This window comes from Marinobacter salexigens (assembly GCF_002806945.1).
Classification (GTDB): Bacteria; Pseudomonadota; Gammaproteobacteria; order Pseudomonadales; family Oleiphilaceae; genus Marinobacter; species Marinobacter salexigens.
Window position 1 is genome coordinate 937,009 of record NZ_NIHC01000001.1, and the last position, 25,470, is coordinate 962,478.

20 protein-coding genes are annotated in these 25,470 nt (G+C 53.9%); 10 read left to right on the forward strand and 10 right to left on the reverse strand.

The genetic code is table 11. The features are described 5' to 3' along the window. Window positions 1-12: 12 nt before the first annotated feature. The gene (locus CDH47_RS04370) at window positions 13-492 is read left to right on the forward strand and encodes a protease complex subunit PrcB family protein (protein ID WP_161494475.1); all 480 of its coding nucleotides are present in this window, start codon (window positions 13-15) and stop codon (window positions 490-492) included. Here the strand turns inward: CDH47_RS04370 and torD are convergent. From torD to CDH47_RS04390, 4 genes are read right to left on the reverse strand one after another with little or no spacing between them, the layout of a single operon-like run. Then, complete coding sequence (gene torD / locus CDH47_RS04375) at window positions 481-1,152, reverse strand: molecular chaperone TorD (protein WP_100638579.1); 672 nt, start codon at window positions 1,150-1,152, stop codon at window positions 481-483. The genes CDH47_RS04370 and torD overlap by 12 nt on opposite strands. Next, entirely contained in the window at window positions 1,149-3,617 is a 2,469-nt protein-coding gene (torA, locus tag CDH47_RS04380) for a trimethylamine-N-oxide reductase TorA (RefSeq protein WP_100638580.1), read from the reverse strand. Before torA ends, torD begins: the two co-directional genes overlap by 4 nt. 15 nt (window positions 3,618-3,632) lie before the next feature. Beyond that, window positions 3,633-4,820, reverse strand: a complete 1,188-nt coding sequence (gene torC / locus CDH47_RS04385; RefSeq protein ID WP_100638581.1) for a pentaheme c-type cytochrome TorC — start codon at window positions 4,818-4,820, stop codon at window positions 3,633-3,635. 58 nt (window positions 4,821-4,878) lie between these two features. Next, window positions 4,879-5,070, reverse strand: coding sequence for a periplasmic nitrate reductase, NapE protein (locus tag CDH47_RS04390; protein WP_100638582.1), 192 nt, complete (start codon window positions 5,068-5,070; stop codon window positions 4,879-4,881). 294 nt (window positions 5,071-5,364) lie between these two features. Between CDH47_RS04390 and CDH47_RS04395 the strand changes: the two genes are divergently transcribed. Next, complete coding sequence (locus CDH47_RS04395; RefSeq protein ID WP_100638583.1) at window positions 5,365-6,984, forward strand: flavin-containing monooxygenase; 1,620 nt, start codon at window positions 5,365-5,367, stop codon at window positions 6,982-6,984. 48 nt (window positions 6,985-7,032) lie between these two features. Further along, complete coding sequence (locus CDH47_RS04400) at window positions 7,033-8,223, forward strand: serine hydrolase domain-containing protein (protein ID WP_100638584.1); 1,191 nt, start codon at window positions 7,033-7,035, stop codon at window positions 8,221-8,223. 43 nt (window positions 8,224-8,266) lie between these two features. Here CDH47_RS04400 and CDH47_RS04405 read toward each other — a convergent pair whose 3' ends face one another. After that, entirely contained in the window at window positions 8,267-9,151 is an 885-nt protein-coding gene (locus tag CDH47_RS04405) for an AraC family transcriptional regulator (RefSeq protein ID WP_100638585.1), read from the reverse strand. 463 nt (window positions 9,152-9,614) lie between these two features. Between CDH47_RS04405 and parE the strand changes: the two genes are divergently transcribed. The 3 genes from parE to CDH47_RS04420 all read left to right on the forward strand — a co-directional run bounded on the left by parE (window position 9,615) and on the right by CDH47_RS04420 (window position 13,123). Then, complete coding sequence (gene parE / locus CDH47_RS04410; protein WP_100638586.1) at window positions 9,615-11,510, forward strand: DNA topoisomerase IV subunit B; 1,896 nt, start codon at window positions 9,615-9,617, stop codon at window positions 11,508-11,510. Between the two features lie 414 nt (window positions 11,511-11,924). Beyond that, window positions 11,925-12,485, forward strand: coding sequence for a cytochrome b (locus CDH47_RS04415; RefSeq protein WP_100638587.1), 561 nt, complete (start codon window positions 11,925-11,927; stop codon window positions 12,483-12,485). 56 nt (window positions 12,486-12,541) lie between these two features. Then, complete coding sequence (locus CDH47_RS04420; protein ID WP_100638588.1) at window positions 12,542-13,123, forward strand: YceI family protein; 582 nt, start codon at window positions 12,542-12,544, stop codon at window positions 13,121-13,123. A 34-nt stretch (window positions 13,124-13,157) separates the two neighbouring features. On the opposite strand, the gene CDH47_RS04425 is transcribed toward CDH47_RS04420, so the two are convergent. Further along, on the reverse strand, window positions 13,158-13,436 hold the full coding sequence (locus CDH47_RS04425) for a hypothetical protein (protein WP_100638589.1): 279 nt from the start codon (window positions 13,434-13,436) through the stop codon (window positions 13,158-13,160). A gap of 279 nt (window positions 13,437-13,715) precedes the next feature. On the opposite strand from CDH47_RS04425, the gene parC reads away from it, so the two are divergent. Continuing rightward, window positions 13,716-16,037 (forward strand): DNA topoisomerase IV subunit A, encoded by a 2,322-nt coding sequence (parC, locus tag CDH47_RS04430; RefSeq protein WP_100638590.1) that lies wholly within the window; start codon window positions 13,716-13,718, stop codon window positions 16,035-16,037. Next, the gene (gene serB / locus CDH47_RS04435) at window positions 16,034-17,266 is read left to right on the forward strand and encodes a phosphoserine phosphatase SerB (RefSeq protein WP_100638591.1); all 1,233 of its coding nucleotides are present in this window, start codon (window positions 16,034-16,036) and stop codon (window positions 17,264-17,266) included. The genes parC and serB overlap by 4 nt, the downstream gene beginning before the upstream one ends. Window positions 17,267-17,283: 17 nt before the next feature. On the opposite strand, the gene CDH47_RS04440 is transcribed toward serB, so the two are convergent. The 3 genes from CDH47_RS04440 to epmB form a co-directional block, all read right to left on the reverse strand. Beyond that, entirely contained in the window at window positions 17,284-19,368 is a 2,085-nt protein-coding gene (locus CDH47_RS04440) for an EAL domain-containing response regulator (protein WP_100638592.1), read from the reverse strand. Between the two features lie 191 nt (window positions 19,369-19,559). Next, complete coding sequence (locus CDH47_RS04445) at window positions 19,560-21,368, reverse strand: GTPase (RefSeq protein WP_100638593.1); 1,809 nt, start codon at window positions 21,366-21,368, stop codon at window positions 19,560-19,562. Window positions 21,369-21,594: 226 nt separating this feature from the next. After that, window positions 21,595-22,644 carry an EF-P beta-lysylation protein EpmB gene (epmB, locus tag CDH47_RS04450; protein ID WP_100638594.1) on the reverse strand — a complete coding sequence of 350 codons (1,050 nt, stop codon included), beginning with the start codon at window positions 22,642-22,644 and terminating at the stop codon, window positions 21,595-21,597. 45 nt (window positions 22,645-22,689) lie between these two features. On the opposite strand from epmB, the gene efp reads away from it, so the two are divergent. Together efp and epmA are read left to right on the forward strand one after the other, a co-directional pair. Continuing rightward, the gene (efp, locus tag CDH47_RS04455) at window positions 22,690-23,262 is read left to right on the forward strand and encodes an elongation factor P (protein WP_100638595.1); all 573 of its coding nucleotides are present in this window, start codon (window positions 22,690-22,692) and stop codon (window positions 23,260-23,262) included. Between the two features lie 7 nt (window positions 23,263-23,269). Continuing rightward, entirely contained in the window at window positions 23,270-24,238 is a 969-nt protein-coding gene (epmA, locus tag CDH47_RS04460; RefSeq protein ID WP_100638596.1) for an EF-P lysine aminoacylase EpmA, read from the forward strand. 213 nt (window positions 24,239-24,451) lie between these two features. Here epmA and asd read toward each other — a convergent pair whose 3' ends face one another. Next, a complete protein-coding gene (gene asd, locus CDH47_RS04465) occupies window positions 24,452-25,312 on the reverse strand; it encodes an archaetidylserine decarboxylase (protein ID WP_100638597.1) in 861 nt (286 codons plus the stop codon). Window positions 25,313-25,470 lie beyond the last annotated feature (158 nt).

Genomic DNA, 25,470 nt, shown 5'->3' on the forward strand with positions numbered 1-25,470 from the left:
GCAGGTGTACCTGTGGCCACTTTGTTGGCTGGAGGTTTGGTGTTGGCTGGTTGTGCATCTTCGGAGGTTGCTGGCGCGAAGCCGGATGCGCTTATGGCGCGACAGGTTATCCAGTCAGCCCATTGTGGCTTGAGTGGCCCAGGACTGGCTTATGTTGAAACTTCTGAGCGACTGCAGCAACTACTTGATTTGCCGGCGCAGAATATGGCGGTTCAGCAGCTTCGACAGGTAGATCTTGAGAAAGAACACCTGTTGTTTGTCACCTTGGGAGAGAAGCCGACAGGCGGCTACAGTGTGAGTTTATCTTCCGCCACTGCAGGCCAAACCGAAGGCAGCTTGCGTCTTCTGGTGGCTGCACGCTCACCCGCACCAGGAACTATGACTACACAGGTGATTACCTCCCCCTGTGTAGTCATAGCGGTTCCGGCCAGCGATTGGTCGGAAGTTCGGGTGTCCGGTGTTCGGGACAAAGATCTGGTTTTAAAGCCCTGAAACGGCTTTTTTTGAACCACTTGCGGGCGCTTCGCCCAGCGCGGCCAGCCCCTTACAGAACTCAAGAAGCAGAGCGGCTAAAGCAGGGTACAGATCGCTAACGGTCTTAACCTTCTCGGAGCGCGCCGCAAATGCCGGCAGCCAGTTCAGCAACTCTTCGTCGATAAAGGTTTTTATCTGATCGAGAGTAGGCCCGGATGCGGATTTGTTATCTGTATTCAGAAACGCGTCGAATCCGTCACCCAGGTACTCAAGCATCACTGAAAGGTGGTCAGACGGTTCCCGGAAGTCTGCCGAAACCTCTTGCTGGCTTGCGGCCAGTCTTTCCTGCATGCGTTCCTGTGGCTCCGCAAAAAACCGGTTGCCCTCAGAGCTGTAAAAAGAAGCGTAAGGAGGGGCGCTGTTTTGCCCGTCCATCAGGAACATGGCGGCGAAATCTGCCGCCAGTTCCAATCGTGGGTGAGATAGCAGTGTCAGCCCGCTAAATGCGTTGCGTAGCCGTTGAACAGAATCGGCAAGCCCCGGCAGCTCTGCCAGCGAGGAGAGGACGGCATCGCCTTCCCCCCGCTGGTACGCCTGTAACTGCTCTTGGGTTAGCTCGGCCGCAAACAGGCCAGCAAACCAGTTGCAGAGCGCGGGATGGCGCCAGTCTGCATTCATACTTCGACCTCAATTGGGCCGCCAAACGAAGTCACTGCAGGTGCGGTTCCCTTGAACTTCTCCATGTCTACCAGGCAAGTATTTGCACTGGTTGCCTGGGACAAACGCGAGGTGCCTATGTCCATGGTCAGAGTGTTGGGGTCACCGTAGGTGTCCAGAGAGCCGATACTGGCATCTTCGGGGCCATACCATGCGCCTTCCTGAATGCGGACAACGCCCGGTGGGAAGTTGTCAGAGACTACTGCGCCAGCCAACAACTGGCCCCGGTCGTTGAATACGCGCACCAGATCACCGTCGGCTATGCCTCGGGCTTTCGCATCTTCAGGGCCCATAAATACCGGCTCGCGCCCCTGAACAGTGTAAGTGGCACGGAATTCTTCCGATTCGCACATTTGTGAGTGCAGGCGGTTGTCTGGGTGCACCGATTGTAGCCATAGGGGGAACTTGTCAGAGCCTGGGCCACCGTGTGATCGTTCGGCCTTCTCCATCCATCTGGGGTAGGCCGCACAGTCATCGTAGCCGTAGCGGCCAATTTTTCGGCTGCTGATCTCAATGAATCCGGAAGGTGTGCCCAGAGCGTTCAGTTCCGGGTCTTCGCGGAAGTCAGCGTGGCGTACCCAAGGTTTGCCGGCACCAAAGTCGACATAGCCAGCTTCCCAGAACTCGTCGAATTCCGGCATCTTGAAACCAGCCTTCTGGTTTTCGTCCCGGCAGGCATTGTATAGATGGCGCAGCCACTGGCCTTCGTCCATGTTGCGGCGGTATTCGTCGTGGCGATCGAAGCGGCGGCACAGCTCGGTGAATATGTCGAAGTCCGTGCGCGAGTGGAATAGTGGGTCCACCAGTTTGTGCATGGCCAACAACCCACGGTTGCTGTAGGAGCCGTAGATGTCGATATCGTTGCGTTCAAACTGTGTGCATGCGGGCAACACCAAGTCCGAGAAGCGGCAAGTGGCGTTCCACGTAAAGTCGATGGTAACCGCAGTTTCCAGCTTGCGATAAGCCTGCTTCATGCGGTTGCGATCCTGATGGCGGTGCCATGGGTTACAACCACTGAAGACCACCATGCGGATTTCAGGGTAGGTAACTTCACTGCCGTTGTATTCGATTTTCTCGCCCGGATACAGAATGCTGTCGATCCAGCGTGCAATCGGGATGGTGCTGCTGCCGCCTTTGTAATCCGTGCTGGGGTGTTTGGGCACTTTGCCAGCATCAATGTTACGCGGGAATGCGCCCGGCGCACTGGCACCAGAGGCTGACACGCCAATGGAGCTGTAGTGGTGGGCATAGCTGATGCCGCCACCGGGCAAGCCGATCTGGCCCAGCATGGTCGCGATCACTGCACCCATCCAGTAAGGCTGCTCACCATGCTGTTGACGCTGAACCGCCCAGCCAAAGAGTAACTGTGTGCGATCCGCTGCCAGCAGGCGGGCAAACTCACGAATCTTGTCTTCTTCTATCCCGCAAATGGCCGATGCCCAGGCCGGGGTTTTCTCAACCTTGTCGTCGGTTTCACCCATCACATAGTCAATGAAGTCTTTGAAGCCCAGCGCGTAGGTTTCAATGAACTTCTTGTCGTACAGGTTTTCGGTATACAAGGTGTGCGCAATGCCCAGCATGAAGGGCACGTCTGTCATCGGGTTGACGTACAGCTGTTCGCAACCAAGGTAGTTTTGGGTCTTGGAGCGAACCGGGTCAACGCTGATTACGCGAATGCTGCCGTCGGCTACTTTGTCTTTCAGCTTTTCCAGATATTCATAGGATTCGTGGGTTTCGCAGTTCCAGCCTACCTGCAAGTTTTTGACCGGGTCATTGGCCCACAGAATGATGGTTTTACTGTTCTCAAGAATCAGCGGCCAGGATGTGCCTTGGCTATAAACTTCAGTAGAGCCTAAAACATAGGGCAGGATGCCCTGAGCTGCGCCAGTGGAGTAGTCACCAATGGTTGCGACCGAATTGCCGTGCATGCCAATGGCGCGAGCCATGTGGTTACCGCAGCTGTGTACCTGCCCGGTTTGACGCCATCCGGTGGAGTGGTGCAGGGCAGCCGGGCCGTGTGTGGTTTGCACCCGCTCCAGCTCTTCATAAAACAAATCCAGGGCCTCGTCCCAGGTCAGTCGCACAAAGCGGTTGTCGCCACGCTGGGTGCGGTCGCTGTTTTCGCGATTCTTCAGCCAGTCGATTCGGGCCATGGGGTATCGAATGCGGGAGGGGTTGTAGATAACACCCATCACGCCCTTGATCATCTCAGTGGGGTACTTGTCCTGTTCAAACGGCTTGATTTCAGCAACCTTGCCGCCTTTGACCAGTGCCTTGATGGCGCCCCAGTGTGAACCAGTTGTTTTCCATGTGCCCTCAGCGGACACGGCGGCTTCTGCTGCGCGCATTAGCAGGCCGGGCCCCAGCATGGCTCCTGCGGAAACAGAAGCCAGTCCTTGCATGAATTGTCTGCGTGTAATAGCCATCGTGTGCCTCAAAAGTCAGTGTGCGTTTTCGGCAAAATCCGAAGAGTGCAGCTGCAGATACTTCAATACCAGAGCTTGGGTTTCTGCGTTCATATTGGTGAAGCCGACCATGCCTGAGAACATTGCAGGCCAGGTGTTGGCGTCAAAGTGTGCGGGGGCAGGTTCTCCGTGGCACACACTACAACCATCAGAGTATGTCTGGTCGGCATAACCCCAGAGTGCGTCACGTTCCGGCAGGAGGCCGCCTTTTTTCGCCCACAAGGTAATGTCTGCCTGCTCCCAAGCCAGGCCGGTCAGGTCGTCCACCTTGTCTTCACCCGCACTGAAGCGGGCATCGTCAGTAGCAACCTCTTTTTCGAGAACTGCGCTGGCTACGTTCAGACCAAAGCCTTCGTACATTATGCGACCGAAACCTTTCTGTTTACGCCATCCAGACACCTGAACCTCCAGTGCATCACCCCTGGTGCTAATCAGGTTTACTGATGAAGCAGGGTCAAGGTAGCCAGCCCGGTTCTGCAGTTCGGGATCTGTGTACAAATCTACCGATGTAACCGTGTAGTAAGTTTCGCCAGTTGTCAGGCGCGCGCCGGCCGCTTGATCCATCAGGCGTGCAAGTGCCGGGTCAACCCCTGTGTTCATCTCTTTTGGCAGGTTGTGTGCAATGCCTTTGTGGCAGTCGAGGCAGCTTTGGTTGCGCTCAGCGGCGGGCTTCATGAAGCGGCGGGCTTCGTCGCCCATCTTGTCCCAGTCCATGCTGTCATAGTCGTGGCAATTGCGGCATTCCAGCGAATTGTTGGCTGAAAACCGGGCCCACTCATGTTGCGCCAGTTCAAGTCGCTTTGCCTCGAATTTTTCGGGGGTATTGATCGTGCCAAAAATGGCGCCCCAGACTTCCTTGCTGGCCTGCATCTTCCGGGCAATTTTATCTGTCCAGTTGTGCGGCACGTGACAATCCGGGCAGGTGGCGCGAACGCCGGTGCGGTTTTCATAGTGCACCGTGTCTTTGAGTTCCTCGAAGACGTTGTCCTTCATTTCATGACAGCTGATGCAAAAGGCTTCTGTATTCGTCACTTCCAGGGCTGTGTTGAAACCACCCCAAAAAATAATACCGGCAACGAAGCCGGCTATGACAAGTAGCCCCAAACTAATGTGGACGGGTGGGCGACTGAGAACTCGCCAAAAGGATTTGATGCGCTTTATCATGAGGTTCTGCCCGAGTCAGATTTTTGTGGTTGGCAACAGAGATGGATCCCGGTCTGTATCATGGATGGCCCGGGGGGCCGAAGAACATCTGCCCTATCCATACGGCAAAACCATAGCCACCAACGACGGCAACGGCTGTGGCTGGCAAAATCACAAAGGTGACCATCAAAACAACCTGCCACTCACGTGCCTTGCTGATTGGTGTGCCATCCTGATCGGTCGCTGTCGAAGTAACAGGCTGCTTGCCCATAACGATACCCTCTCTGAATCGATAAGTTATGCATTAAGTCTTGTATTTATAAAGGCTTAGCGTAGTTGACATATATCATTTTGGCAATGGAGTTAATGAAAAGCTTTATTTTAGCGGGGTGCACCTTCCGTGCAGTTCGGAATCTGCCAGAAATATGCAATAACTTGCCAGTTTCATCCAATACCAAATCACTCTCATCCCCTCAGTATTGAGCTTGCCAGCACCGTTTTCCAGTGCTGGCGGCCGACAAAAAATACAAGAAAGTTTCCTGATAGAGGAAACAAGGGGTATGAGATGAACGTTGAAAATATTGGTAAGTCCTATGATGCGATTGTGATTGGTGCCGGTGTGGCCGGGATGTATCAGTTGCACAAACTCCGGTCCCTCGGAATGAGTGTGCGGGTTATCGAATCGGCCTCCGGAGTGGGCGGCACGTGGTACTGGAACCGATACCCGGGTGCCCGATTCGACTCTCAGGCCGAGATTTATCAGTACTGGTTCTCGAAGGAGCTTTACGAGAGCTGGCAACCATCAGAGCGTTTTCCTGCCCAGCCCGAGAGCGAACGGTGGCTTAATCATGTCGCTGACAAACTCGACCTGCATCAGGACATTGAGTTTAATACCCGGGTGGATTCCGCACACTGGCAGGAAGCAGACGGAACATGGGCTATCAGAACAGACAAGGGTGATCAGCTTGAGGCCCGGTACCTGATCGCTTGCACCGGCATGCTGTCAGCACCGCTTGAGGATGTTTTCAAGGGACAGTCCACCTTCCAGGGTCAGATTTGCCATACTTCCCGCTGGCCCAAAGAGGGTGTGGATCTCAAACGTAAACGTGTGGCCGTGATCGGCACCGGCGCTACCGGCATTCAGGCTACCCAGAGCATTGCGCCTGAGGTAGAGAATCTCAAGGTTTTTGTGCGCACGCCCCAGTACACTATTCCGATGAGAAATCCGAAATATACAGAAGAGGATTGGAAGCACTGGTCGAAGAATTTTACTTATCTCAAAGATAAAGTTTTGAATACCTTCGCAGGGTTTGACTACGACTTCGACGGACGGTCCTGGCATACGGATACACCAGAGCAACGCGAACAGACCCTGGAAAAGCTTTACAACGACGGCTCGCTTGCACTCTGGTTGTCCTCCTATCCCGAGATGTTTACCGATGCAGAGGTGAGCGAAGAGATCTCCCAATTTGTTCGTGTGAAAATGCGAGAACGACTGAACAACGATCCCGACCTCTGCAACCTTCTTATTCCTACCAGCTACGGTTTTGGTACCCGGCGTGTTCCACTGGATACCGGTTATCTCGAAACCTTCCTGCGCCCGAATGTAGAAGCCGTGAATTGCCGGGAGACTCCGATCGAAAGCATCGTCCCTGAAGGTGTATTGATGCAGGACGGCACGGTTCATGAGGTAGATATTATTGTACTGGCGACAGGGTTTGATGCCGGCTCCGGTGCGCTGACGCGAATTGACATACGCGGTAAAGAGGGGCGCAGCCTGAAGGAAGAGTGGAGTAATGAAATCCGGACGGCAATGGGGCTTCAGGTACACGGTTACCCCAATCTGTTTACCACTGGCGCGCCGCTCGCACCGTCTGCTGCACTGTGCAACATGACAACCTGTCTTCAGCAGCAGGTGGGGTGGATCACCGATATCATTCAGTATGCGGAAGCAGAAGATAAAACGGTGATAGAACCGACCAAAGAGTGCCAGGACGAGTGGGTGCGGCACCACGACGAGGTGACAAACCAGACACTCCTTCCCCTGGTCGATAGCTGGTACATGGGTACCAACGTGCCGGGCAAGCCCAGAAGGCTACTGTCGTATTGTGGCGGAGTGAATAACTACAACCAGCATTGTGTCGAGTTGGCCAGGAACAACTACCCGGGATTTGTCTTCGCATAAGGCGCAGGTTGAAAGATCTATTTCGAAAACAACAAGAGGTAGTGGCAAATGAGTGATTCAAGAATGAAAGCTGCATTGGATAGTGTGCTTCAGCAGACCACGGGTCGCCATGGCGGCGCCCCCGGTGTGGTGGCCATGGTTACCGGTCAGGAACGCAATATTTATGAAGGCGCATCGGGCGTTAGGGAGCAGGGTAAGCAAACCCCGATGGACCTGGATACGGTGTTTGCGATCTTCTCCACCACCAAAGCGATTACCAGTGTCTGTGCGCTACAGCTGCTTGAGGAAGGGCTGCTGCGGCTGGATGATCCAGTGGGCAAGTATCTCCCGGAGATTGACAAGTTGCTTGTGCTTGAAGGATTCGGTGCGGATGGTCAGCCCCGTCTCAGGCCGCCAAAGCGCAGGATTACGGTCAGCGATCTCCTCCTGCAAACCTCGGGGCTCTGCTACGATTTCTTCAGCGCTGCGGACAAGCAATACCGGGAGCTCAAGGATGTACCATCGATTATCACCTGTACCCGGGAATCGATCCAGACAGTGCTTCAGCACGATCCCGGTGAGGCCTGGACCTATGGGGTCAATACTGACTGGCTTGGGCTGGTGGTAGAGGAGTTGCGAGGAAAACGACTGGGTGACGTTATGCACGAGCGTGTATTCCTGCCGCTTGGCATGACGGAAACTGCATTTTCGGTAAACGATGACATGCTGGCGCGCCGAGCCACAATACATTCGCGAGCCGCGGACGGCCAGCTGGTTCCAGTTCCAGAGCTGGCCTTGCCCGCAAAACCCGCGATGGATATGGGCGGGCATGGCCTCTATGGAACTGTCAGGGACTACATGAAGTTCATACGTATGATCCTGAACGACGGTGCTGGCGAGCATGGCAGAGTGCTGAAACCTGAAACAGCACACCTGCTGGTTAAAGATGGTTACGCCGACACCAGCATCCCAATCGGGCTCTGGGAAGCGTCCGATCCGAGCCTTGCCAACAGTGGTGAGTTTATGCCAGGGGTGGATAAAGGCTGGTCCCATGCCTTTATGATCAACCGTGAACAGGCACCTACAGGACGCTCTCCCGGCTCCATGGCATGGACCGGACTTGCCAATAGCTACCTGTGGATAGATAAGGCCATGGGTGTGGGAGGTTACTGGGCAACTCAGATACTGCCGTTCTACGATTGTGCCTCTTATCCGGGCTTTTATGAGTTTGAGGCTACAACCTACAATCTGCTGAAGTGATTTGCGGATGAAACGAGTGGTGGTCCGAGTGCCACCGCTCGCTTCATTCCTTTGCCTGTCTGACCTGACCGGGCGTCAGGTTCAGCTTGCGCCGGAACGCTCGTGTCATATGAGCCTGGTCCGAGAAGCCGCACTCACCTGCGATGGCTTTGATCGGGCGAGAGCTCTTCGCCAACATCAGTTTTGCCTGTCCAATGCGTGTGTCCAGAAGGTGTACGCAAGGTGTCACTCCATAGCTCGTCTTGAATCGCCGGCAGAAGGTCCATACGCCCAGGCCGGCAACTGCAGACAGCTGCTCTATGCTGATCTGATGCTGTAGATTTCCAAGAATGAACTCGGTCAACGCTGAGCGCTGGCGCCTTGAAAGGCCAGACTGGCTGTGATCTTCCCGGAACTTTACATCCGCATAATTCCGCAATAAGTGGACGCTGAGCTGCAGACCCAATGCCTCGGCATAGGTTGGCCCTCCAATCGCTGAGCTTCGGGTTTCTCCCAGGATGGCGTCAGAGATCGAGGTGACGGTAGGGTCCTCCGCGTTAAGGACATCGTGCAGGCTGATCTCGGATATCGGGCGCCCTAAAACATCCTGTGCAACGCGTGACATCAAACTCTCGGAAAGATATATGTGTGATACGTCGATCTGTTGCGTCCAATGCCAGTGCGATGGCCTGGCCCGACTAAGCAGGGAAATGTGGCCGGGCACACAGGTTGTTCGTGTCCAGCGGCTCTCAACACGCCGATCCATGGGTGTTTGCCCCTCAAAGTATCGGACGATCATGTAGTGGTTCATCGGAGGTATAGGGACATCCAGGCCTGTATAGCGATAGGAACGTTGCCCTACATCGAGCCATCCGAGGTTATCACTGGCGGTCAGAATCTCTCCTGGTACCCAAACAGGCAACTCATCGGATTCAATGAGGTTCGCCATTGTTGTCCTGCCCTCCGACATACAGTCGATCAGACTGATTTTCTTACTCCCCCGGCCCGTTTATCCCATTACTACCTGAATGGGCATGTGGTGGTTTCACTGATAGCCGGACTTCAACGGCATGGGCGGCTTCAGCAGGTGAGGGAATAGATCTTTGAAATTATTTTTTATTGTCTGATTGTGACACCTGTTGGGGTGCCTTTATGCTTCACCTTATAGAATTATCCTTACCGGGAAAAGGTGTCAAGCCTGCTTTGAGTAAAACCTCCTAAAGGATGAGGTGGGTTGGAACCACAGTCTGAATTGTTTAAGGCAAAGGTACTATGGCGCTCATGTTGGCTGTCGTAGTGGGTGGTTAACCCGGTGCGCCCTGTGGGCCGCAGAAATCAGCCGTTGATCTTTGGCTACGAATCCATAAGCTATGACCACGAATAATTTCTTCCTGCGGAGTCACGTCCAGCCTATGAGCGATCAACAATACAACGCCGATGCCATTGAAGTACTCAGCGGCCTGGACCCGGTGCGGAAGCGCCCGGGTATGTACACAGACACCAGTCGCCCGAATCACCTTGCACAGGAGGTGATTGATAACAGTGTGGACGAAGCGCTGGCTGGCCATGCTCGCCGTATCGATGTGGTGCTTTACGCAGACGGTTCCCTGAGTGTTGAGGACGATGGTCGGGGCATGCCTGTTGATCTTCATAAAGAAGAAGGTCTGTCGGGTGTTGAGCTGATCCTTACCCGGTTGCATGCCGGTGGTAAATTTTCTCAAGGCAATTACAACTTTTCCGGTGGTTTGCACGGTGTCGGTGTTTCGGTGGTGAATGCGCTTTCCAGGCACCTTGAGATAACCATAAAGCGCGATGGCCAGCTCCATCGCATGACCTTTGCCGATGGTAATAAGACCTCCGAGCTGGAGGTTATTGACACCGTGGGCAAGCGGAATACCGGCACCCGCATCAAGTTCACGCCGGACTCAAAATATTTCGACAGTGCTGGTTTTTCTGTGAGCCGCTTGCGCCACAATCTACGCGCCAAGGCAGTGCTCTGCCCCAGCCTGACAGTCACGTTTTTGCAGGAAAAAACAGGTGAAAAGGACGAGTGGTTCTACGAGGAAGGGCTCCGTGATTATCTGCGCACTGCACTGGTAGATGTTGAAGTTGTACCCCTTGAACCGTTTATCGGCAGTTTTTCCAGTAAAAATGAAGCCGTCGACTGGGCCATTCAGTGGCTTCCGGAAGGAGGTGAAGGGGTCATGGAAAGTTACGTAAATCTGATCCCCACGGTTCAGGGCGGCACCCACGTAAACGGCCTTCGCACCGGCCTGCTCGAAGCCATGCGGGAGTTTTGTGAGTTCCGCAGTTTGTTGCCCAGAGGTGTAAAGCTGTCTCCTGAAGATATCTGGGAGCGGGCAGCCTATGTGCTCTCCTTTAAAATGCAGGAGCCGCAGTTTTCAGGGCAGACGAAGGAGCGCTTGTCGTCACGGGAGGCCGCCGGGTTTATTTCCGGAGTGGTCAAGGATGCCTTCAGCCTGTGGCTGAACCAGCACACCGATGTGGCTGAAATTCTGGCGGAGCTGTTTATCAGCAATGCCCAGCGCAGGCTAAAAGCCAGTAAGAAAGTGGCGCGCAAGAGAGTGACTTCTGGCCCGGCTCTACCAGGAAAACTGGCGGACTGCTCTGGTGGAGATACTGCCCGCTCTGAACTGTTTCTGGTTGAGGGTGACTCTGCGGGGGGCTCTGCGAAACAAGCCCGGGATCGCGAGTTCCAGGCCGTGATGCCGCTACGCGGGAAGATTCTGAATACCTGGGAAGTGGACTCCAGCGAAATACTGGCATCCCAGGAAATTCATGATATTGCCGTGGCCATCGGTGTTGATCCCAACTCGGATAAACTTGATGGCTTACGTTATAACAAAATTTGTATTCTCGCCGACGCAGATTCCGATGGGCTCCATATCGCCACGCTATTGTGTGCGTTGTTCCTGAAACACTTCCGACCGGTTGTTGCCGCAGGTCATGTATTTGTGGCGATGCCGCCGCTTTACCGGGTTGATCTGGGCAAGGAAACCTTTTATGCCCTCGACGAGCATGAAAAGCAGGGTATTCTTGACCGTATTGAGGCTGAAAAGCGCAGAGGCAAAATATCCGTAACCCGCTTCAAAGGGCTGGGTGAAATGAATCCGCTTCAACTCCGTGAAACTACCATGGCCCCGGATACCCGTCGCCTGGTTATGTTGACTATAGAAGAAGGCGACGACACTGACAGCCGGATGGATATGCTTTTGGGCAAAAAGCGGGCTTCAGATCGAAGATCCTGGTTGGAAGCATACGGTAATCTGGCAGATGTCGCGGGTTGATCAGGGCAAAGTGCCTGTTGACGCAGGTTGGGGATTATAAAGGGAGGGTTGGGCGGCCCTTCCAGAAAAGGGCCACCAGATAATCAGTTGTTGCTCGGGATCACTACGGATTCGTCGAATTCAAGTTCCATGTCTTGTCCTTCAGGTTCAATGAGGCCCCCCGCAGGGGCGTTTCAAGTATGGGATAAGTCTACTCGCTATGCAGGATTCGACAATGCGTACAATCCGTATGTGACCAAAGTCAAGAGGTTTTTGCACTTCATTCTCAGTATTGCTACCAGCCAGTATCGCCCGGTACTGCATCTTGCTCAAAATTTTTGATCAAGCAGGGCAAAACATTCCGATTTCCTTTCAGCGGCCGGCTTCTTATACTTTAGCTTTCAAATGGTTAGCCCGGAGAGGGGCCTGATCGCTATGCAAATTAGAAATACATCTGCCGGTTACGGGTGGTTCGCCATTATTGCCCATTGGGTTGTTGCTTTAACCGTGCTGGGCTTATTTGGCCTTGGGTTCTGGATGGTCGATCTTTCTTACTATGACGTGTGGTACCGCCGTGGCCCGGACATCCATCGCAGTATCGGCATTTTGCTGTTTGCATTGATGGTGTTTCGTTTGTTGTGGAAGTTCATCGCCGCATCGCCGGATCCGATCCCGGCACATAGGCGTTGGGAAGTTCTCAGTGCCCGTGCTGCTCATGGCCTGCTGTACGTTCTGATTTTTGTAGCCTTGGTGAGCGGATACCTGATTTCAACCGCAGACGGTTCGTCCATAAGTGTATTTGGCTGGTTTGATGTGCCGTCCGTTACGGGCCAGATAAAAGGGCTTGAGGATAGCGCAGGGCTGGTGCACTACTGGAGTACTTGGGCTTTGGTTGGTCTTGCCGTTGTGCATGCTGCGGGTGCGTTGAAGCATCATTTCATTGACCGTGACGAGACCCTGCGCCGGATGATATGTCCGACGCGAAAGGATAACTGATTAGTACAATGTGGCCCTGATTTGGCGCATTTTTATTTACCTTAAAGGAGAGTGTTGTGAAGAAATTATTGCTTGCATCCGCCGTATCCCTGGCGTTGGTAGGAGGTGTTCAAGCCAGTGAGCACAGTGGAACCTACTCTTTTGATAAAGAGGGTGCTCACCAGTTTATAACCTTCAAGATTTCCCACTTGGGTTACAGTTGGCTTTATGGTCGTTTTAACGATTTCGATGGCCAGTTTGTTTACGATGCGGAGAACCCGGAAAACAGCTCGGTAAATGTAATCATTGATACAGCCAGCCTGGATTCAAATCATGCGGAGCGCGATAAGCACATCCGTGGCAAAGATTTTCTGGATGTTAGCAAGTTTCCCGAAGCGAGCTTCAAAAGCACGAAGGTGATTGTTGATGAAGACGGTGAGGCGGATATTGTGGGCGACTTTACGCTCCACGGTGTCACCCGTGAAGTGACTCTGGATGTTGAGATGCTGGGGCACGGTAAAGACCCCTGGGGTGGTTACCGCATGGGGTTCGAGGCAGAGACTGAGTTGCGCCTGGAAGACTTTGGTATTCCTGCCAGTCTTGGCAAGGCTTCCGAGACTGTAGAGATTACTATCTCTATTGAGGGTGTTCGCCAGTAAATTCCTGTAGGGTCCACCACTTAAGGTTCCGGGCTCAGACCCGGAACCTGCCCGCCTGCTTTTCCAGCTCCCCAGTTTGTCCATCGCCTGTTTCCTGGTTCAGGTTGCAGGACCGGCAAAGGTGCCGTTGGCGCCAGAACTGAGCAGCAAAAATAACCAATCCTATAAGCAGTCCAGCCCAGAGATAGGGGGCAGGAACCTGGAAGCTGCCACTGATTACAAACTCCACAAGAAGCATCAGTGCTACGGCCAGAACCGCGTTCACGGTTGCCGTGGTTAAGGCTTGCCCACAGGCTTTAAGGTTGGGTTTCATAGTGTTCCGCTTGTTTGAAGGGAAAACAATCTTCTATTCGTCATGGGTTAAAAGCATACGGTGCACCTTACAGACTCTCCATGCGGGAATTCCGCTATTGGAAACGATGATGCCTGGCGTGGGGCAGTTGTTCTGGCCAATAAATTTTCAGGTTGTTGGTGTATCAGCCCTGTGCTCCATATAATGTCCCCCTGCTTTAGCCCCGTGATTATTTACGGTGCACGGGCTAGCATCATGAACTTCTCTAAATTCAGGTAATACAGGCAAAAAGAGGCATCCATGCCAGAGTTTCAGACCACGGATGAAGGCTTTGAGCGGGTATCACTCAGGGATTACACTGAAAAAGCCTATCTCGACTATTCCATGTACGTCATTCTTGACCGCGCTCTTCCCAATGTTGGGGATGGGCTGAAGCCGGTTCAGCGGCGCATTATTTACGCCATGTCAGAGCTGGGCCTCAAGTCTACGTCCAAATACAAAAAATCTGCCCGTACCGTGGGTGACGTTTTGGGTAAGTTTCATCCCCACGGTGACAGCGCCTGCTATGAAGCCATGGTGCTTATGGCTCAGCCTTTTTCCTATCGCTATCCCCTTGTGGACGGTCAGGGTAACTGGGGGGCGCCCGACGATCCCAAATCCTTTGCCGCCATGCGGTATACCGAATCACGGTTGGCCCGATTCTCTGATCTGTTGTTGTCCGAACTTGGGCATGGAACCGTGGACTGGGTGCCCAACTTCGATGGCACCATGGATGAACCCTCGGTGCTGCCCGCCAGGCTGCCTCACGTGCTGCTTAATGGCACGACCGGTATCGCTGTGGGCATGGCGACAGATATACCGCCCCACAACGTAAGGGAGGTCACTGCAGCCTGTATCCGGTTGCTGGATCAACCCGATGCGACGGTTGATCAGCTGTGTGAGCACGTGAAAGGGCCGGATTTCCCCACCAGTGCAGAAATCATCACGCCCCGGAAAGACCTGCGCCAGATGTACGAGACCGGCCGGGGCTCGCTGCGCATGCGGGCCCGCTGGGTGCGGGAAACCGGTGAGATTGTGGTCACCGATCTGCCCCACCAGGTTTCCGGTAACCGTGTACTGGAGCAGATTGCCCACCAGATGCAAACCAAAAAGCTGCCCATGGTGGCGGATCTCCGGGACGAGTCGGATCACGAAAACCCCACGCGGCTGGTGATTGTGCCGCGTTCCAATCGCGTGGATCTCGATGGGCTCATGGCTCACCTGTTTGCCAGCACCGACCTTGAGAAAACCTACCGGGTGAACATCAATGTAATCGGTAACGATGGTCGCCCGGGTGTGAAGGGCTTGCATCAGATGCTCACCGAGTGGCTGGCGTTCCGGCGCACCACCGTGAGGCGCCGTTTGCAGCATCGTCTGGACAAGGTACTGGCGCGCCTGCATATTCTGGAAGGCCTGTTGATTGCCTACCTGAATATTGACGAAGTCATTCACATCATCCGTACCGAGGACAAGCCCAAACCTGTGTTGATGGAGAAGTTCGGATTGTCTCCGGATCAGGCCGAATCCATCCTTGAGCTGAAGTTGCGGCACCTGGCCAAACTTGAGGAAATGAAAATTCGCGGCGAGCAGGACGAGTTGGCTGCAGAACGGGATGAGCTTCAGGCTATTCTGGGTTCTGAAGTACGCTTGCGTGATCTGATCAAAAGTGAACTGCTGGCGGATGCCGAAGAATTTGGTGATGACCGTCGCTCTCCGATAGTTGAGAGGGAAGAGGCAAGGGCATTCAGTGAGAATGACCTGGTTTCCAATGATCCAGTGACTGTTGTGCTGTCCGACAAAGGCTGGGTTCGGGCTGCAAAAGGGCATGAAATAGATCCCGAAGGGCTGAGCTACAAGTCCGGTGACAGTTTTTCTCTGGCAGCCCGCGGCCGCAATAACCAGCAAGCTATTTTTCTGGATTCCACTGGGCGGGCCTACTCATTGATGGCCCACAGTCTTCCTTCCGCAAGAGGGCAGGGCGAACCGCTCACCGGTAGAATCAACCCGCCTTCCGGGGCAAGCTTTTCAGGCCTGTTGATGGGGGATCCAGCAGGCAAGACCCTGCTGGTGACTGATGGCGGTTACGGGTTTGTAACCTCGTTGAACGATATGGTCAGCAAGAACCGGAACGGCAAGGCAGTGGTCAGTGTGCCTAAGGGCGCAAAGATAATGCCGCCTGTGGTTTTGCCGGCAACAGAGAAGGCGCTGTATCTGTGTGCAATTTCCAATGAAGGCAGAATGCTCGTTTTCCCGCTCAGTGAGCTTCCGGAGCTGAGCAAGGGGAAAGGTAACAAGATTATCAGCATTCCCTCCGCACGAGTGCAGAGCCGCGAGGAATATGTGGTGGCCATAGCCGTGTTCGCCGAGGATGATCAGCTGGAAATTCGCGCGGGTAAGCGCAAAATGGGGTTGCAGTTTGCCGATCTTGAACACTACATCGGGGAGCGGGGCCGGCGCGGGCATAAATTACCCCGGGGACTGCAGCGCGTTGATGCTATTGAGGTTATCCCTTCTGCCGCCCGGGCAAAGGAGGAGGAACTCTCCAGGTTAGAGAGTTCCGAAAATGGAGATTCCCAACAGTGAGTGAGCTAGTTCTGATTAACGTGTCCGGGCGCGACAAGCCCGGCCTCACGTCGGAAATTACCGGCATTATGGGGCGGTACGATGTGCGTATTCTGGATATAGGTCAGGCGGTTATCCATGATCACCTCACCTGGGGCATTCTCATCGAAATTCCGGACGAGTCTAAATCCTCTCCGGTGATCCGGGATCTGTTATTCCGTTTTCATGCTCTGGATCTTCAGGTGAGGTTTGCTCCAATCACCATCGAAGAGTACCAGAACTGGGCTGAGGGCCGAAATCGGGCCTGCTATATCGTTACCCTGCTTTCAAGGGATATCAAGGCAGAGCAGATTGCCAGGGTTTCGGCTATTACTGCCCGCCATGGATTGAACATTGATAATATTTCCAGGCTGTCTGCCAGGCCATCACTTAACACGTCCAGTGACGGGATTGCCTGCGTGGAATTTTCGGTGCGAGGCACGCCATCAGATCTTGAACAACTTAGGGCCGATTTCCTGCATATTGCGGGTGAGATGAATGTTGATATTGCCTTTCAGGAAGACTCTATTTTCCGCCGCAACCGCCGCCTGGTGGTGTTTGATATGGATTCCACCCTTATTGAAGCCGAAGTGATTGATGAGTTGGCGCTGGAGGCGGGTGTTGGTGAGCAGGTGGCGGAGATAACCGAGCGAGCAATGCAGGGTGAGCTGGATTTCAGCCAAAGCTTTGCTGAGCGTCTTGCGCTACTTAAAGGGCTGGATGAGTCTGTTCTCGAAAGGGTTGCTGGCCGGCTTAAGATGACTGAGGGCGCGGAGCACTTGATACGCAGCCTGAAAGCGCTGGGCTACCGTACTGCCATTCTTTCCGGCGGCTTTACCTATTTTGCCCGGCATCTGCAAAGCAAACTGGGCATCGACTATGTTTACGCCAACGAACTGGAAATACAGAACGGCAAAGTGACAGGTGAGGTTTCTGGCCAGATTGTAGATGGAAAGCGCAAAGCCGAACTCTTACTGGAAATTGCGGGGAAAGAGCATATATCCCGGGAGCAGGTTATTGCTGTGGGTGATGGCGCCAACGATCTGCCCATGTTGAGCCAGGCTGGCTTGGGTGTTGCGTTCAGGGCCAAACCCTTGGTCAAGGAGTCTGCCCGCCATGCAATCTCGACGCTTGGCCTGGACGCAATCCTTTACCTGATTGGCTTTCGCGAAAGTGAAACCAACCAGAGCCTGAAAAATGCCGGGTTTTGATCCGGCTTTTTTCAGGCTCAGCTGTCTCCAAAGTCGTAATTCATCTCGGGCACCGGTGCTTGCAGGTAGTAGCCCTGGATATAGTTCACGCCAGCCTGCCAAAGCGTAGCAAGAACACCGGCATTCTCAACCAGCGGAATAATGGTGAGCTTGCCGGCGCTTTGCAGGCTCTTCACCATTTCATGAATCTGCTCTTTGGCTTTGTCACTCTTCTGGATTTCCTCCGTGAAGGAACCGTCGATTTTCACGTAATCCGCATCTATGTGCTTCAGTGTAAGGAAAGGGTTCAGTGCGCAGCCGAACTGGGCAATGGATACCTTGCAGTGAAGCTGGTGCAAAGCTTTAGTGAATTCTTTGGCTTGCTTCATGTAATTGTTGGCATCGCCTTCGCGGATCTGGAAAACAAGCGCATCGCCGGGAAGGCGTGCGGCTTTCAGCGCTACGCTTAGCCAGGGGGTAAAAGTTTTATCTTGCAGGGTCTCCGCAGTCACGTTGAGGAACATGCGGGTATCATTGCCTCTGGTGCGGTGGTTGGCCAACTGCTTTACGGTCTGCAAGATAACCCAGCGGTCAATTTTAATGGCAGTGTCGCTTGGCCCCATAGGGGGCAGGAAGTCGTAAGGCGAAACGTCTTTGCCATCTGTGTCCAGCATTCGAACAAAGGCCTCGTAGTGCTCTTCGCCTTCCCCGCGGAGGTTGATAATGGGCTGAAACAGGAGTCGGAAGCGGTTTTCATCCAGGGCCAGCAGAATCGCTTCAATTGAGTGGCTGTCATCCAAAGCTTCGTGTTTTGCCGGATTGTACGCGCAGACACCATTGCCCTGGGACTGGCCTTCCTGTTTACGTACTTCTGAAGATGCAATGTGCGCACGCGCCAGAAGCTCTTCCGCCTTGGGTGAGTTTTCAGTGATCGATGCAATGCCAATACTGACAGTCAGCGGGATGGTGCGACCGTTTATATCGAACAGGTGCTCATCCACAACTTTGCGAACCTGCTCGCAACGGCTGGTCATCGATGCCTCGTCGCAGGGTAAACAGAGCAAGCCGAAAGCGTCATCGCTCAGGCGCGCCAGCATGAAATCATCTCCTGCCTCTTTCTTCAGGAGGCTAGCCAGGTCGCCCAGAAGTAAATCTGCGCCGGAAATGCCCACTTCGCTTTTCATGGACATAAAGCTGTCGAGAGCGATATACGCCAGAGCACCAGTTTCGTTGTCTTTGCCGGCTTTGGCGATCGCCTCTTCAAGCTCTTTCATCAGGTATTGGCGATTATACAGGCCGGTAAGAAGATCCTGGCTGCTGATTTCCCGTAGTTTCTCTTCGAGTTCCGCATCGCTGTGTTCGGGCTGCAGCACAATCTGGGTGCAGGTCTCGCCATCGTAGGTTGCAGCAGACACCGACATGGTTACATTCAGCTCATGGTCATCGCTGCGCTTGGTTGTGCAGTTGAGTGCCATGCCGTCTTCGCCGTTTTCTGCAAACGACTTCATAAACGATCTGTAGTCAGCCTGACTTTCGGTGGTCAGCGTGTCGAGAATGGGAACGCAGATCAGGTCATCAATATCGTCGTAGCCTAGAAACTCCATGTAAGACTGGTTGGCATAAATATGCATGCCGTCATTAATGTAGGCTATGGCGTCCTTCGAACTTTCCAGGAGAAGCTGGCATCTCTGCTCCGCTTCCCGCAGGTGAGACTCCAGCGCCCTGCGTCTCCGGCGATCTTCAAGCGCTTTAAGTTCACGTTTGACCATCAATACCAGAAGATCGCTTTGCTCAAATGGCACGGTTCCCTGGGCACCCGCCTTCATTACGGCTACCGTTCTTTCCCGGCTTTCTTCTGCCGTCAAAATCAGGCTGGGAATGTCCTTGTCCATGCGTCGTATCATGGCCAAAGCATTGTCTGCTGAGAATTCCTGCTCCAGATCCCGGGCCAATAGCAAGTCCCAGTTGCCATTTTTGAGGGCTTCTTCCATGTCTTCTTCGGAAGTGATGCGGTGGGCTCTTGTGGCTTTCCCCGAGTTTCTGAGGAGGCTGATCAGGGACTCTGCATCGTTCTGTGACGGGTCGAGAATCAGGAGGTGTACGGTCGCGTTCTTTTTCTGCATTCCTAGGGAGTCTCGTCAAACTGGTTGGCTGGGCCGGCCATAGCAGGAAAATGTTCTGCTTTACGTGCAATATCGTGTTGGTAACTGAGAATTACGACTGCGAGACCGAGCTTCACTATCGCTAAATGATGCAGGGGTTGAAGCTTAATAACAAGTCTCCGGCGGATTGCCAGGGCATCCGCCGGGGAATATCAGAGTGAAGGCCACAGAGAATCAAATTCGTCTTCACTGGCGCCTGAAGGTGATGAAGTGCTGGCCGGGGCAGATACCGCGGCTGTTTTTTGCAGTTTAAGCTCAAACTGGCTGAAGCTACCGGTAGATGAAACCTTTTTGGTCAGCTGGCCCTGTTCTTCTCTACCATCGTGTAGCATGGAGACTCGGTTGCCGGGTTGGAAGGGCAGCCTGGGCGTAATCAGTGTGGCGGCTTGGTTGACCACGCTTATCTCCGGAAGCAAGAGCCCCCGCAGATATTCGCTACTGTTTCCAACCTTCTGGATAAGGCGAACGCCGCAGGGCGACCCACTGGGCGCCAACAGCTCGATACCAATCTGAGTGCCTTGGTTCTTGACTTGGCGAATCCAGCGAACAACCGCAATGCTCCATGGGTGCGAGCGTTGTTCCCGCACACCCAGTATCTCTCCTGCCTGCATGGAGGGAGGCACACTGGCCTCCCATGAAACGCAGTAGCCCCCGGGGCTGGTGTTTACCAGCAGGGTGGCGTGTGACTTGGGCCGGTTTTTACCATTTGCGGGGGTAGGGGTATTGCCAAAGCTTCCGCGAAAGTTGATGGGTGTATCTGCTGCATGCAGATGCTCTCCGCTCGGCGCTGCGTCGTGGGCGTTGCCCCAGGCATCTTCCCGCTTGCGGGATGAGCGAATGAAAATATTCTCGTCATCCTCCGGGCCATTGTCATTGCCCGTTACAAACTCCGTAAACGTCTTTTCACCGGCAATGAAATAGTGTGCCGCAGTCAGACCGACGCAAATCTCGAGTGTTCCCTGACTGGCAATCCGATTGAAGTTCCGTTTCGCCAGAATACCCAGTGCCTGGCTCAGATGAGTAAGCAGGGTGTCGTTTACATTGCCCGGAATTTGCAACGAGTCTGGTGTGGGCTGCTGCCGGAGCCTCGCATCAAGGCCCTCGGCAATCATGGCCGCCAACTCCCTGGTGTCAAAGTTGAAGCTTTCATCGCCAGGCTTGTGCTCCAGCAGGCTTCGATATACCGGGGAGCTGTCTCGCTCCATATTAATAACAAAGAGACTGTCTTCACCGGTGTTGGGCCCGCACTGAGAGTGCTCTGTCCAGCACTCAAACATATCGTAAGCCTGAACCAGCTCTAATTGCCTGAGTTGATTAGGCCTGGCGCATCCAAGAAGTAAAAGACGTTTATAGCTGTCAGCGACGGTGCTGGACTTTCTTTGTTTCAAAGTGCTGTCTTCTACCGCCATACCGGAAAGCTTGTTGCGATGAGCAAATCGGAATATGCGGTGGCACTCCAGCCAGCTTTGTGCCGGGCTGGGGCAGTAGAGTTGGTGTGAGCGCAGAATCGTCGAAGCAAGTTCGGATGTTGCCCGATGGCAGGAAGTAGCAATCAGCTTGCGGTTTTTATCCAGCCCGCCGTCGTCAAGAGCTTCAAGGATGCACAGCTTATAGCCACTGGCAAGGTGCAGCTGAAGTGCCTGAGACAGATTGGCAATTTTGCGTTGCTTATCCGGTAAGGCAATCGCTAATCCCAAATAGTGGCGAGAGAGCTCGCTGCAGACAAAGTGAATTCTTTCACGAACCAGCTCAAGAAATTGCAAGCGTTGCTGGGGCGCAAGGAACAGGTGGTTGAGCTCGATAATCGCGTGGTAAAGCTGACGCGAAACTTCGCCGATATTGGCCATGGGGAGTTGGCCAACCCAGGCCTTGAAGGCTTTAGGCGTAGTGTCGCAGAACGACAGACTAGCCGTTTTCTGCTCGGGAACACGGAGATCAGGTTTGAGGTTCATGCCATCCATGAATGTGCGCCACTATCAGGACAAAGTTTCGTAAAACGGGCCCTCCACCCCAGCGCAGCAAACGCTGCAGTGGTATGCCGATTGATCGGGGTAACACCGTAAATACATTTTTTTACACAATAGACAGTACTGGACTTTAAAGTAGCAAGCTAGAGCAAGAAGGCGAGAAAAACACTAGTTGACAATGTTTTACATATGAAAGCGGTTTGGTAAGGCCACGGGAGTTTTAAAGGCTCGCTGCAAAAAGATCAATTGGAGTTTTGGCAGACTTGCCGGGAACCTCGCGAACCAGTCTCGGTACCAGAAAACCAGGTAGCCTGGAAAGCAGCTCCTGAACCAGTAACCGGGCCTCGGCATCAGTCACATCAAAATGCTGTGCACCCGCGACCGGGTCAAACGCATGGAGGTAGTAGGGCAGTATGCCGGCTTCAAAGAGCGCTTCGCTCAGATTTTCCAGCACTTCGACATCATCATTCACGCCCCTGAGAATAACACTCTGGTTTAGCAGGGTGACCCCCGCTGAGCGAAGAAGCCCCAGTGCACGGCGCGTTGGCTGGTCGATTTCTGCCGGGTGATTAATGTGCAGCACCATCACAACCTGCAATGGCGTGCTGGCGATCCATTTCAGCAGGGCATCACACACACGCTGCGGGATAACAACAGGAAGCCGGGTATGAATACGTAGGCGACGCATGTGGGGAATTGCGCTGATGGAAGAGGACCACTGGGACAATAATTGATCGTTGGCTGCCAGTGGATCACCACCACTGAAAATAACCTCGTTGATTTCCGGGCTTGTCATGAGGGTGTCCAGCACCTGCTGTCGGTCGGCGGGGCTCAAGCGCTGTTCGTCGTAAGGAAAGTGCCGGCGGAAACAGTAACGGCAATTGATAGCACACTGGCCGGTAACCATCAGAAGAGCACGGCTACGATACTTGCGAATCAAACCTGTGGTTTGGATAGCGCTGTCTTCCTGCAACGGGTCAGCAACAAAACCTTGCGCAGTGTTTGTTTCGGCGTGAAGTGGCAAAACCTGACGGAGCAGCGGGTCTGCCGGGTTGCCTTTCTCCATTCGCGCCAGAAACGGTTCGGGAACTCTTACCTGAAACAAGCTGTGCCCCGCCTCAGCCCCGGCCAGCCATGCATCAACGGATAAATCCAGACGCGACAGCAGCTCCTTCGGTGAGGTAATTGAATCGGAAAGCAGCTGTTGCCAGCTTCGATTATCATCGCCTGAAAGCCGGGCTTCTATAGTGGTGGGGGTTCGCTGTATCATAGAGACCTTTGAAATCTAAACAACATTTTGGCAGGTGGGCATTTCATGGCTTCATATTCTACCAACGAATTTCGCAGCGGTCTTAAAGTATTACTTGATGGCGACCCCTGCATAATTGTCGAGAACGAAATTGTAAAACCCGGTAAAGGTCAAGCGTTTAACCGCGTTAAGCTGCGCAACCTGATGACCAACCGCGTTTGGGATCGCACCTTCAAGTCTGGTGAAAGCCTTGAAGCGGCCGACGTTATGGATCAGGACATGGAATACCTCTACACCGATGGGGAATTCTGGCACTTCATGCTCACAGATGGTTCCTTCGAGCAGTATGCAGCAGACGCAAAAGCGGTCGGCGACACACTCAAGTGGCTCAAAGAGCAAGACGTTTACACCGTAACCCTCTACAACGGCGCGCCCTTGACAGTTACTCCGCCAAACTTCGTCGAGTTGGAAGTTGTGGATACCGACCCCGGTATGAAAGGCGACACAGCCCAGGGCGGATCCAAGCCTGCAACCCTGTCTACTGGTGCAGTTGTCAGCGTACCCCTGTTTATCACCATTGGCGAAGTGCTCAAAGTCGACACCCGTTCCGGTGAATACATGAACCGGGTTAAAAACTGATCGCTACATGATAAATCAGCCTGACTGGCAGCCCACTGCCTCCCGGGCAGCCATGAAAAGCCGCGCGCAACAGTCAGCCTTTGTGCGCGGCTTTTTTGCCCAGCGCGACGTACTGGAAGTCGAAACCCCGATACTGGGCCGCTGCGGCGTAACCGAGCCCAACCTCGACGGCATATCAGCACAGGTAGATGTTCAGGGTATAAAAGGTGGCTGGCTACAAACCTCTCCCGAATACCACATGAAACGCCTGCTGGCTGCAGGCTCCGGCTCCATCTACCAAATCTCCAAAGTCTTCCGCAACGGCGAACGCGGCAGCCGCCACAACCCCGAATTCTCCATGCTGGAATGGTACCGCACAGGCTTTGATGACAAAGCCCTGATGCAAGAAGTCGCCGACCTTGTGTGCGGCTGGCTGCAATGCCCCCGACCACAAGTAACAAGCTACCGCGAAGCAATGATCACCTGGGCCGACATAGACCCCTTTGTGGCGACAGAGCGCGATCTGCACCAGCGTTGCGGGAAATGGCTCGAACCCGAACAACTGAAAGACCTCAGCCGCGACGGCTGCCTCGACCTGTTAATGAGCTTCGCCGTCGAACCCAACCTCGGCATCGCAGCCCCCGTATTCATCAACCAATACCCGGCCTCCCAAGCCTCATTGGCGAGGATCTCCAAAGTAGACGGCTTCGACGTAGCCCACCGCTTCGAGCTCTATATCGACGGCATCGAGTTATGCAATGGCTATTGGGAACTCACCAATGCAGAAGAGCAGCGCGCCCGCTTTGAAGCAGACAATCGCTTGCGAATAGCGGATGGAAAACCAGAAATGGAAGTCGATGAAGCCTTTTTGGCAGCAATAGAGCACGGCTTACCAGACTGCGCCGGCGTGGCTTTAGGGCTTGACCGCCTACTCATGCTAAAAGTCGGTACCCGTAACATAGCTGATGTACAGGCATTTCCTATAGAGAGAGCCTGAAGGCACCACAAAAGCCGCGGGGCATTGCCGGGAACCTCTCCCCAAAACCCTGCGGAGCCATGGATGGCGGAGCGGAGCGTACAGGGACGTATTTACAGCGTGTTTTGGGGAGAGGTTCCCGGCAATGCCAGACTCAAGGGGCAAGAAGGCTAGAGGATAAGAGGGGATGACGAGGTGCCGACAAGTGCCGGCACCAAGCTCAGACTGAAAGGACTATTCGGCAGAAAGCTCCCCAAATGCCTCACCCATGCGAACCACCTTCTCCGCCACCTGATCAGCATTCCAGGTAACGCTACCCTTAGGCATAACCATCACCACCGTAGAGCCCAAACGGAAGCGCCCCATCTCCTCACCTTTGGCAAACGAAATAGCACTCTCGCCCTCATAAGTAATCGTGCTCACGCCACTGCTATTGGGCGCTACAACCCCTGCCCAAGGCGTCTCCACACTACCCACAATCATCGCGCCCACAAGCACCAGAGCCATAGGGCCGGCAGCCGTATCAAACATACAAATAACCCGCTCATTCCGGGCAAACAGGTTAGGCACATTTTCCACAGTAACCGGGTTTACCGAAAACAGCTTGCCAGGAACATAAATCATCTCCCGAAGCGTTCCCGCCATCGGCATGTGAATGCGGTGATAATCCTTGGGAGAGAGGTAGATGGTAGAAAACTCACCAGCATGAAAGGGCTCCGCTCGCTTTTCATCGCCACCCAGCAGTTCTAGCAGACTGAAAGACTGCCCTTTGGCCTGAAAAACCCGGTCGCCAGCAATCTGGCCAATCTGGCTGATAGCCCCATCCACAGGACTTACAAAAGTGCTCTCACCTTCGGCAACAGGGCGCAAGCCTGGTTCAAGTGCCCGGGTAAAAAACGCATTAAAACTGGGGTAGGCCGTTGGATCCTGCTCTGCGGCTTCGCTCATATCCACGCCATAGCGTTTGATAAACCACTTGATTACCCGGTTTTTAAGCGCAGGGGCGCGATCATTATCCGCCAGACGGCCTGCAGCGCGGGAAACTGCAAGCTGCGGAGTGACGTACTGACTCAGAATAAACAGCTTGTCGAACATTTAATTGAGGTCCTCTGGGCTCTAAGGCGCGAAGTTTAACAAATAGTGCTGCTAGAGTGTTGATTGGGTGTCTGCATGTATAGAAATTGTGTCCGGGCTTCGCGGATACTGCAGAGGCTTGCTATTATCAGGCCAGAAAAGCCGTGATGATGGCCGGC